At 68.4% G+C, this 10,709-nt stretch carries 5 protein-coding genes and 2 pseudogenes; 5 read left to right on the top strand and 2 right to left on the bottom strand.

Annotated features, from left to right (window positions below; genetic code table 11):
* Nucleotides 1–282 precede the first annotated feature (282 nt).
* From ACGFU7_RS46450 to ACGFU7_RS46440, 3 genes and pseudogenes are all read left to right on the top strand, one after another.
* Nucleotides 283–777 (top strand): GNAT family N-acetyltransferase, encoded by a 495-nt coding sequence (locus tag ACGFU7_RS46450; protein ID WP_393704706.1) that lies wholly within the window; start codon nt 283–285, stop codon nt 775–777.
* Between the two features lie 139 nt (nt 778–916).
* Nucleotides 917–1,357, top strand: a pseudogene (locus ACGFU7_RS46445) (IS701 family transposase); the annotation flags it as partial.
* Between the two features lie 110 nt (nt 1,358–1,467).
* On the top strand, nt 1,468–1,845 hold the full coding sequence (locus tag ACGFU7_RS46440; protein WP_393704704.1) for a hypothetical protein: 378 nt from the start codon (nt 1,468–1,470) through the stop codon (nt 1,843–1,845).
* 710 nt (nt 1,846–2,555) lie between these two features.
* Here the strand turns inward: ACGFU7_RS46440 and ACGFU7_RS46435 are convergent.
* Complete coding sequence (locus ACGFU7_RS46435; protein ID WP_393704703.1) at nt 2,556–5,915, bottom strand: S8 family serine peptidase; 3,360 nt, start codon at nt 5,913–5,915, stop codon at nt 2,556–2,558.
* Nucleotides 5,916–7,299: 1,384 nt separating this feature from the next.
* Complete coding sequence (locus ACGFU7_RS46430) at nt 7,300–8,283, bottom strand: LuxR family transcriptional regulator (RefSeq protein ID WP_393704702.1); 984 nt, start codon at nt 8,281–8,283, stop codon at nt 7,300–7,302.
* A 218-nt stretch (nt 8,284–8,501) separates the two neighbouring features.
* On the opposite strand from ACGFU7_RS46430, the gene ACGFU7_RS46425 reads away from it, so the two are divergent.
* Both ACGFU7_RS46425 and ACGFU7_RS46420 read left to right on the top strand, forming a co-directional pair.
* Nucleotides 8,502–9,914 (top strand): aminopeptidase P family protein, encoded by a 1,413-nt coding sequence (locus ACGFU7_RS46425; protein WP_393704700.1) that lies wholly within the window; start codon nt 8,502–8,504, stop codon nt 9,912–9,914.
* Nucleotides 9,915–10,452: 538 nt separating this feature from the next.
* Nucleotides 10,453–10,536, top strand: a pseudogene (locus ACGFU7_RS46420) (IS5/IS1182 family transposase); the annotation flags it as partial.
* Nucleotides 10,537–10,709: the final 173 nt, after the last annotated feature.

Here is a 10,709-nt window from a genome sequence, read left to right as displayed (position 1 = left end):
GATCGGCATGGTCGCATTCGCCGGCTACGGGCTCGCGCTGACCGCCGCGGCCCACTCGTACTGGATACGGACCCGCGGCCTACCAGAAGAGAGTTAACCTCGCCGTTTTGGTTGGGGTGCGGCTGAGGGTTGGGTAGAAACGCAAAAGTGCCCTCCTGAGCTGGGACGATGGACCTTTTCCAGTACTCCAGCCGTAGATCGTTATGTGTCCTGGTCTTGGGGCTGTCTGCCACTGGCGGAAACTCAGGTGGCCTCAGCGCACGATCTGGGTAGAGTCGGGCAATGCCCGAGCTGAAGCGGCTGCATGCCGGCCACGCCCCGGCGGTCCTGGCCTTCGAGCTGGCGAACCGCACCTACTTCGCTGCCTCGATCTCCGACCGCGGCGACGACTTCTTCGACCAGTTCACCGACCGGTACAACGCCTCGCTGGCCGAGCAGGAGGCAGGCATCTGCGCCTTCTACGTGCTCGTCGCCGAGGACGGATCGGTACTCGGCAGGTTCAACCTGTACGACTTGGAGGACGGCACTGCCAGACTCGGCTACCGGGTCGCGGAGCGGATCGCCGGCCGCGGCGTCGCGACCGCGACCGTCCGGGGGCTGTGCCGGATGGCGACAGCGATGCACGGCCTGCGCACACTGCGGGCGGCCACCTCCCACGACAACGCCGCGTCCCAGAAAGTCTTGGCCAAGGCCGGGTTCGTCCCGGTTGGCCCTGCCACCTCGGCCGATCTCGGCGGCAAGTCAGGCACTTGGTACCAGCGCGACCTCCAGCCATAGACCTTGATCTTGCTCGTGGGTCGGCTGCGGGAAGGCTGCGGCCACCGCTGATCATCGGTGTGTGAAGACTAACGATCTTGCGGTGGCCGCAGGTCACAGCGTGGACCCTGCTCGCTGGCAGGAAGCGTTCGAGGGCCTGATGAGCCGGATAGCCGGCCGGTTCGCCCGGGTTGAACCCCGGCGTCGGGTACGGGATCTGATGCTGGGGCTGCTGTCGGACCTGCCACGCAAAAACTGCTGGAGCATCGCCGAGTGGGCTGGAGAGGCCACCCCGGACGGCATGCAGCACCTGCTCGGCCGGGCCCGATGGGATGCCGATGCCGTGCGCGATGACGTGCGCGAGTACGTCCTGGACCATCTACACGACGAGGGTGCAGTGCTGGTGGTCGACGAGACCGGGGACGTGAAGAAGGGCACGCACACCGTCGGCGTCCAGCGCCAGTACACCGGCACCGCCGGGAGGATCGAAAACGCGCAAGTCGCTGTCTACCTCGTCTACGCGGGACTGCGCGGGCACGCGGCGGTGGACCGGGAGCTGTACATCCCGCACTCCTGGACGCGTGACCCAGATCGCTGCCGGCGTCTGGCAAGGAGTGGACCGACGACGGTGAGGTGCACGAGGTGCACTCGCTCAAGCGTCGCGCGGCAAGCGCGACGCGACCTATTCCCATCCCGCCGCAATTCGTACGCATGCTGCGTGCCCATGTGAAACGGTTCGATGTGGCACCCGACGGTCGACTCTTCCGGAACCTGGCTGGCAACTACGTGGACGCTGCCGCCTACGGCATCACGTGGGCGCGGGCCCGGGAGCACGCCCTGACTCGTACCGAGCGGACTTCTCGCCTGGCCAAGCGACCTTACGATCTCCGGCACGCCGGGATCTCGTCCTGGCTCTATTCCGAGGTGGACCCGGCCGAATGCGCCCGCCGCGCCGGTCAGAGCATCGGGGTTCTCTTTCGCCACTACGCCAAGTTCCTCGACGGCCTTCGAGAGCAGGCGAATCGCCTCATCGAGCAGTCCATGAACGAGTGGCAGCGCGTCAGCCAAGGTGACGCACCCGAGGGCTGAACCGGGGGTTTGGTCCGTGACTGGTCCGGAAGCACTGGTCGGGAGGGGCACAGCAGTGGGAGGAAATGGGAGTTAGCGCGCAAGCCGGGCTCGGTCGAGAGCGGGCTGAGCGAAAGGCGCCTGACGGGTGAAAGCCCAGGTCAGGCGCCTTTTCTCGTGCGTCTAGAAGAAGCCCAGCTTCTTCGGCGAGTACGACACCAGACGATTCTTGGTCTGCTGGTGGTACACGCAACTCATGCCGGTTGACCTGCGCCTTTATGGCTCATGGGGGGGGCGACTGGCGGGACGTTGGCCCGAGTACGGCCCGGATCTTGGTCGTGACCGGGTTGACAGCACGACCGCGCTGAACTCGGGCCGCTTCTCGGCAGTCGTGTACGCACCCCAGGCTCGGATGGCTGGAGCCGTACGCCGCAATCGACTGGCTTGGCGCAGTGTCTGTGTGATCGAGAGGGGAGCCGGGGCGCAAGGGGGAGACCGTCGGCATGACGCTCCGGCCGAGGCGTTGGGGACTCCAGCCGTCACGCCGATGCCGGGGCCCGGTGTGCTGCACAGGGACACACGGAACGGCAACCACGGGGTACACGATGACGACGGTGTGGTGCTTGACGACGGGGTCCTTCCAGACCGTTCGGTGAACGAACATGCTGGAAAGCGTCCTTGAACGCTTTCCAGCATGTCGCCGTCACGCGAAATTCGTCACCGGGGCGACGTCACTTGCCGTAGTACGCGTTGTGGATCGTCAGCGTCGACTTGTTGCCCTGTTTGTCCGTGACATCGGCGAGGAACGAGATGCCCTTGTCCTTCGCCGGGTTCTTCACGGAGATCTTGCCGCTCTCGACCTTCACGAGCTGCCAGGTCTTCCCGTCGTCGTAACTCACGGACACGATGAGCGACTTGAGATTATTCCCGGCCGCCGAGCCTTGCACGGTCACCGGGACCTGGACCGACGTGCCCGCCGGGGCGCGCGAGGCGAGGTCGACGGGGGCCGCGAAGCGGACCGTGGACACCGGCAGTGCCGTGGTGGCCGCGACCTGCTTGGAGCGGAACGTGAAGCTGGTGTCGATGCCGGTGGAGGCTGCGGCGACCTTCGCCGAGCGCGCGACGGAGGTCGTCAGCCGGTACTCGGCGTCGGTGGAGTCGACCGTGAAGGGCTTCCCGCCGCTCAGCGGGTCGTCGTTCTCGCCGACCTTGACGCCGTTGCGGTACAGCGTCGACGTGGCCGAGGTGTACGTCGAGAGACCCACGTGGCCCTTGCCGTCGGCGAACAGCGGCAGGGAGCCGATGAGCCGCTGCTCGCCCGTGGCCGGATCGGGTGCGGTGCGGAAGACACCCATGTTCTCGCCCAGAAGCGGGCCGAAGACGCCGGTGTTGAATGTCTCTTGATATGCCCTGCCGGCCTCGTAGCGCTTCGGCTCAGGCATCTCGTAGGCTCCGTCGAAGGACGGGTAGCCCCACTCGTCGGGCTCGCCCAACTGATTGACCTTGGTCAGCCACTTGACGCCGTCGGCAGTGGAGACGTAGAAGGTGCGCGTGCCCGGCGCCGCCTGCGGCGCCGAGAACCCGTTGCCCTCCGGGGCACCCGGCAGATGGGGGAACGGGGAGGCGAGAGCGGTCTTCCCGGCAGCGGAGGCACCGACGCCGACCTTGAGCGTCGCCAGCTCGTTCGCCTTCACGTGCTTGGTGTAGCCGGTCGCGACCTTCTGCGTCCTGCCGCCGTAGGCCACCGAGTACTGAGTGGTGGCGTCCTTGAGGAAGTGCGCGTCCCAGGTCTGCAGGAGCGAGCCGTCGGTGATGGCCGGACCCATGTGTGCGGTGCGGAAGTTGGTGAAACCTCTGAGGACCCAGCCGTTGCCGACGCGGCCGATGTCGGTCGCGAGCTCGTAGTACGTCCCCCCGAAGTCCACCGTGTTGAGGCTGGGCACGGTGATGTCCACCGGCTTGGTAGTGCGCGCGTCGGCGGTGACCGTGGTGTCGCCGGAGATGTCCAGCTTCGGCTGGGCGATCCAGTCGGTGCCCTTGGTGAGGTCCGACGGGTCCTGGTAGACGGCCGTGTTGAACGTGTACGAGCCCTTGGGCACGCGGATCTTGTGCGCGCCCGGCTCGTTGTCGATGCGGGCCTCGAAACCCTTGGCAGGGCCGGCGACGCCGATCAGGGTGCTGGAGACGTTCCGGGCGTCGGTGCCGTCGCGGTCGATGGTCCTGAGCGTGATGTCGTAGGACTCCGCCTCGCGGACGGCTGCCGCGGCCGTGCGGACGGACTGGCCCGCACCGGTGGCGGTGACGTAGCCCGAGTAGGTGCCGTCGGCGTCGCCGATCCTGGTGTCGGCGGTCAGGTCGACCTCGGTCCTGCCGCCGGCGGGCACGGTCACCTTGGTGGCGCCGAGCGCGAAGAACCCGGCCGGGGCCGGCTTGCCCGCCGGGTCCAGCGCGGACACGGACAGGTCAAGGGTGACGTCGCTGGTCCCGAGGTTGCGGTAACCGACCTTCTTGGTCAGGGGCTGGTCGTCGGTGTGCGGCCACTGCGCGACGCCGAAGCTCAGCGAGACCGGATCGGCGATCACGCTCTGGGCCAGCGCCTTGTCGACCTGGACGCGGCCCGAGCCCTGCTGGAAGACGGTGTAGTCGCCGCCCTTGGCGGACGCGGTCAGCGCGCCCTTGAGCTCGGCCGACTTCCAGGTCGGGTGCTGCTGCTTGAGGATCGCCGCCGCGCCCGCGACGTGCGGGGTGGCCATGGAGGTGCCGTCGATCTGCAGGTAGCCGGGGGCCGGGTGCGGTGTACCGGGGCGGGTGTCGATCTCGCTGCCGGGGGCGGCGGCCGCGGTGATGGCGACGCCGGGAGCGGTCACGTCCGGCTTGACGGCGCCGTCACCGACACGCGGCCCGATGCTGGAGAAGGACGCCAGCTTGTCGTCCTTGTCGACGGCGCCGACGGTCAGCGCGGCGTCCGCGCTGCCCGGCGAGCCCACCGTCGATTCACCGGACTCGCCGTCGTTGCCCGCCGCGATGGCGAACAGAACCCCCTTCTCGGCGGACAGCTTGTTGACCGCCTCCTCCATCGGGTCGACGCCCGGGGAGTCCGAGCTGCCCAGGCTGAGGTTGACCACGTCCGCGCCCTCGGCGGCGGCCCACTCCATGCCCGCGATGATGGCGGAGTCGTCCCCGAAACCCTCGTCGTTCAGCACCTTGCCGCTGATCACCTTGGCACCCGGTGCGACGCCCTTGTACGTACCGCCCGACTTGGCACCGGTCCCGGCGGCGATCGAGGCGACGTGCGTGCCGTGCCCGACGCGGTCCACGGTGTCCGGCGAGCCGGAGAAGTTCTTCTCGTCGATGACCTGGGTCTTCAGGTCGTCGTGGGTCTTGTCGACGCCGGTGTCGAGGACGGCGATCTTGACGCCCTTGCCGTCGTACCCGGCCTCCCACGCCTTGTCGGCGCCGATCTGCTTGACGCTGCGGTCCAGGCTTGCCTTGCGTACCCCGTCCAGCCACACCTTGCCGATGCCGGAGGCGGTGGCGCGCACGCCGCTCTTCTGCTGGTTGGTCAGCGCCTCCCACACCTTGGCCACGTCGTCCTGCGACGTACGGATGGCGTCGGCGTCGATGGTGGGGAACGTGCGCCGCAGCTGGGTGTCACCGGCCGAACGCACCTCGGCCCGTGCGGCACTGGCGCCCCCGTCGTACTGCACGATCAGCTTGAGCCCGTCGCGATGGCTCTTGCGCAGCAGCGGGTCGGTGAGCTCGTCGACGTCGAAGAGCCGCTGGTCCAGCTTCCCCGTGGCGATCAGGTGCTGCGCGTCGCTGGGCACTACCAGCGTGTGGTCCTTGATGCGCTGCACCTGTACGGGTATGCGCTCACGGCCCTTGGCGGACTCGAAGCCCACCACCTGGCCCTTGGTGCCGACCACCACACGGTCGCCCGTGATGAGCTGGATCTGCTGGTTGCCGTCGAAGCGTGTGGTGTTCGGTGTGGTCGTCGTGTCCGCAGCGATCGCTGTCGCTGGGCCGGTCATGCCTGCCACGAGGGCCACCGACGTGGCCGCTGCGATGGTGAAGGCGCGTGCTCTCTGCACTTTTACGCGCAAGTCTCCCCCAGGAGCTTGGGATGAAGGCGAGTGGTCGTTTCCGGCCGTGGGTGGAACGGCGCTCGCCGGTCAGCGCAGTATGTGATGTGAGGGATGCGTGATCAACGGTGGGGCAGGAGTGAAGAATTGAGGCATGTGATTTTAAGACGTCTTTGAAAATATTGAGCTTCAGGGGAGCGGGGGCTGCACAAGCGATGACTGTGCAGGGCCCTCGTCCATGTGGCAGCCCAACCCTTGCGTGGCCGTGATCAACTGCGAGCGGCTCAGTGTGCGGCGCAGCCAACTGGGTTTCACCGCCCCCGCGTTCGTGAACGGATCGGCGTTCTCGCCTCACACCCGGCCCAGCCCTTGCGCGGCCCGAGGAAGCCCGCACTGGCGCCCAGCAGCGTCTCCGGGGCAGCAAACGCCCTGACGGACAGGTCGATTTGGCCGCGCTCTCCGCAGACAGCGCACGCGCCCGGGCCCGCGGGTCGGCGAGCAGGTGGAGGGCTTGGCGAGGTAGGTGCCGGCTCCCAGGGGCAGGCCACTGACGCGCTCGTCGGGCGACCGGCCGCAGTCGGGCATCAGGACCATCGCGAGGCCGTCCCGCCGATCACCTGGCAGAGGGTGTCGCCTTGGATCCCCGGCAGATCGAGGCCCATGGCCGCTACATATCACGACCACAGCTACCCCCTGGCGTGGGTCACGACCTCGGCGAGCGCCCGCGCGTCCTCGACGACCAGCCCATTCACGGACGGAGCGTGCCCTTCCAATTGGCCGGATCCGTACCCGCGTGGAACCTGTCGCCGTCCGGGCACGGGAGCGCGGTCGTGACCCGCAGCCCGCCCTCCGAGCGGGCCCGGAAGCCGGGCGCGCGACCGTGGCACTGGAGACGGTTGCCGCGCCGGTCAGGTCGCGTCAGGCAGCTGTGGCGCAGGCGTCCCCGGACAGCGTGCGGTTCTCCCAGGCTGCGGCCTGGTTGACGAGAATGGCGGCGACCTTGCCCATCCAGTCCGGATCTGCCTGGGCGTCGAGTGCGATGGCGGTGACGTGGGTGCTGGTGTGTGCGTAAAAGGTCTTGCGCAGGCTGTCTTCCGCCTCAGTTGACCAGCGGGTCCAGTCGCGACCAGGACGGTGCTTGAGTTCGGCGTAGCTCTTGGGGATGTTGGGCAGCGCGAAACACTCCTACGACGAAACAGGCAACACCACCAGCCGTACACCTGGCAGTGGCGACAAACAGACCCTGGACTGGGATGCGGAAGGTCACCTCAAGAAGGTCCGGGTGTTTCGCATCGGGCGGGTCGGCGCGGTCCGCTATGCGGCGACAGTCCTCGGTGCCGTCGGCCGAACACATCAGAGCTGTTCGCGTCGGCTTCGCCCGGCAGTGTGCCGGTCACAACCATCCGCAGCGCTGTGCCTGCAAGGCCATCTGGAAGCGGTTTGCGGCGCCCAGCTGGGCCATCAGGATCTGCAGGCGGCGAAACAGCGTGCGGCGACTGATTCCCATCTCGCGGGCGATGACGTCGTCGCCCGCGCCGCCCGCGAGGAGCCACAGCAGGCGGCGGTCGGCGGGTGGCAGACCCCCTGAGCGGGTGGCGTGGCCGTGGAACGGCAGGGCGTTCTGCCAGGACTGCTCGAACAGTGCCACGAGCGCGGAGAGCAGGCCGCACGGTTGCACGACCAGCATGGTGTTGTGCACGTCGGCCTCTTTGATCGACAAGGACACGAGCGCGTACGCCTCGTCGATGATCACGAGTTTGACCGGCACCGACGGCAGTACTCTGGCCTGTTCGCCGGCCTTGATGCACGGTTCGATGGCTTCCTGCAGGTGGCCCGGATGCTCCAGCGACTCCCGTGAGTACACGACACGCTGCGTCACACCGCGGGCGAGCGTGGCCAGCGCGTCGTCCGTGGCCCCGGACAAGGGGAAGTACGGTGGTGACTCGAACTGCCGGATCTGATCGCGGGCGCTCGCCCAAGCGTGACGAATCCTGGGGCCGATGGCGTCGCCGGTGACGACCTCGACGAGATTGTCGTTGTACGCGGCGAGCCGCTGTCGCCGGAACGACTCGAACGCGCCCCCGACAGTGATGCGCGACTCCTCGACCTCGGCAGCCCGGTGCCGGGCGAGGATCTCCAGGCCCGCAGTGGGCGGAACCGGGGCCACCACATCCCCGCCCTCCTCGGCGGCACTGGCCAGACCGGCGTCGACCAGTGCGCCGTACGCCGTGGCGAGTTCCGCACCATCCAGACCGGCCGCGGTTCCGATCGCACTCAGCGGAGCGGGAGCCAGCTCCAGCAGCGCCAGATAGACCTGGCCCGCCGCGTGATCGATTCCCAGAAGCCGAAGGGCCTCGCCGAGTTTCGCGTTCGTCATACATCACATTATCGACGGCTCCTGTCGGGGCCGTGGCCGATCTGTGCCAGTGGCAGTCTTTGGCACCAAACGCGCGCGGTGCGGGATACCGTCCGGGAGCCGCCGGCGACCGGCGGCAGCGAGGGCGCCCGGGCCGCACCGGGACGGAGCTCGGCCCGTCCGTAGCGCTCCCTGCGCCCCTCGCCGCTGAGGAACCCACCCAGAAGAAGGTGTATGACGTGGCGAAAGGCCGAAAGAACGGTCTCTACTCAGGGATCTCCGAGGAACTGTCCGCTCTGATGCGGACGGGATGGGCGGACACCGAGCAGCACGACCTGCGGCTCGGCGAGCAGGCTCCGTACGCGGCCCGCCGCCGCGCCACGCTCTCCGCGTGCTTCCCCGGCGAACGCCTCGTGATCCCCTCGGGGAATCTCAAGGTCCGTTCGAACGACGACACCTATCCGTTCCGACCGTACTCGGGCTACGTGCACATGACCGGAGACCAGGCCCGGGACGGCGCGCTCGTCCTCGAACCCCGTGCGGACGGCGGCCATGACGCCTACTGCTACCAGCTGCCGCGCGACAGCAGGGACAACGACGAGTTCTGGACCGGTGCCACGGCGGAGCTGTGGATGGGCCGGCGCCGCTCCCTCGCCGAGTCAAAGCTCGTGCTCGGCCTGCCCTGCCGCGACGTCCGCACGGCGGCCCGCGACCTGACCGCCGCCTCCGGTGCGCCGACCCGGATCGTCCGGGGTCTCGACCTGTCCCTCGAGGCCGCCGTCACCACCGAAGAGGAGCGCGACGCCGAACTGGAAGAGGCGCTCAGTGATCTCCGCCTCGTCAAGGACGACTGGGAGATCGCCGAGCTCCGCAAGGCCGTGGACTCCACCGTGCGCGGATTCACCGATGTGATCGGTGAGCTCTCCGGCGCGATCGCGTCGTCCGAGAGGTGGATCGAGGGCACGTTCTTCCGCCGCGCACGCCTCGAGGGCAACTCCGTGGGCTACGGCTCGATCTGCGCCGCGGGCGAGCACGCCACGGTCATGCACTGGACGGACAACGACGGCCCGGTGCGCCCGGGGGACCTGCTCCTGCTCGACGCCGGCGTGGAAACGCGCACCCTCTACACCGCCGACGTCACGCGCACGCTTCCGATCAGCGGGACCTTTACGCCCCTGCAGCGCAAGGTCTACGACGCGGTGTACGAGGCCCAGGAGGCCGGCATGGCCGCCGTCAAGCCGGGCGCCGCATACCGAGATTTCCACGAGGCGTCCCAGCGTCACCTGGCGGCCCGGCTGGTCGAGTGGGGCTTCGTCGAAGGCCCGGCCGACCGCGCGTACGAACTCGGCCTCCAGCGCCGCTTCACCATGGCGGGCACCGGTCACATGCTCGGTCTGGACGTCCATGACTGCGCGCAGGCCCGGCACGAGGAGTACGTCGACGGCGTGCTGGAGCCAGGCATGGTGCTCACCGTCGAGCCCGGCCTGTACTTCCAGCCGGACGATCTCACCGTGCCCGAGGAGTGGCGCGGCATCGGCGTCCGGATCGAGGACGACCTGGTCGTCACCGACGACGGTCACGAGAACCTGTCAGCGGGCCTGCCGCGGTCGGCGGACGACGTCGAGGCGTGGATGGCCCGGTTCGCGGGTTGAGTGCGTCGAAGAAGGGGCCTGGCGGCGGATCCCCGGATCGAACGGGTGCCGACCAGCAACGCCCGGGCCTGCCGCAGGAGTCCGGCCCGGAAAGCCGTCCTCGGCGGCCTCGTCGCGACCGGCGAACCGCCCAGGGCGCACTGGGCCCCAGGTCAAAGATGCGGCCGAACATTCACCCGGCACCCGCAGGGTGGTCACTGGCCGGCCGCGTCGACAACCCCGTGGGTCAGTCAGCACCGGGCAGCCCAGCCGGGTCGCGATCCTCTCGCGCAGGGCGGCGGCACCTCGGTATGGGTGCGGGCGAGGAGTTCGGCGCCGTATCCCGCCGGAGCGCTGTCGTGTGCGTGCACGCGGTGTTCACCGTACGAATGCGCCGGGCATCCGGCCCGCGAGCACCGCGAGTTCGCCGTCCGCAGTGCAGCTGGTGAGCGCGAGTCCGGCCGAAGGCAGTCTTTGCCGAACGGTCGACCACTTCGTGCTCCTGGGCGGGTAGCTGTCGAACATCACGACCTCGGCGGCGTACCCGCGATCGCCGACTAATTACCGGTACTCCACCAATCATCAGGTCGCGATCGATGCAGATAACCGGAGCGTAGTCGTGATCGGACAGCCTCTGCCCGGAAAGGCGATGATGTCCACCATGCCATCGGCGGCATCGCCCGCGAGCCGTGATCGCCGGGGCGCCCCGGCGATCACGGTGCCGCTAGGGCGCGTATCGGGTTGTGATCAAGAGGTTGCCTGGGTGAGGTCTTTGATCCAGATCATCGAGGCGCGGAGGTGGAGCCCGGCGAGGTA

Origin of the sequence: Streptomyces sp. NPDC048473, from assembly GCF_043200155.1 — a bacterium.
Lineage (GTDB): Bacteria > Actinomycetota > Actinomycetes > Streptomycetales > Streptomycetaceae > Streptomyces.
Note: the sequence above shows the minus strand (reverse complement) of the source record. Positions and strands in the feature narration are given on the sequence as shown.

What these genes read in the sequence shown, in the direction of transcription:
- ACGFU7_RS46450 (WP_393704706.1), top strand. Translation starts at nt 283, where the DNA reads ATGCCCGAGCTGAAGCGGCTGCATGCCGGCCACGCCCCGGCGGTCCTG.
- ACGFU7_RS46440 (WP_393704704.1), top strand. Translation starts at nt 1,468, where the DNA reads ATGCTGCGTGCCCATGTGAAACGGTTCGATGTGGCACCCGACGGTCGA.
- ACGFU7_RS46430 (WP_393704702.1), bottom strand. Translation starts at nt 8,283, where the DNA reads ATGACGAACGCGAAACTCGGCGAGGCCCTTCGGCTTCTGGGAATCGAT.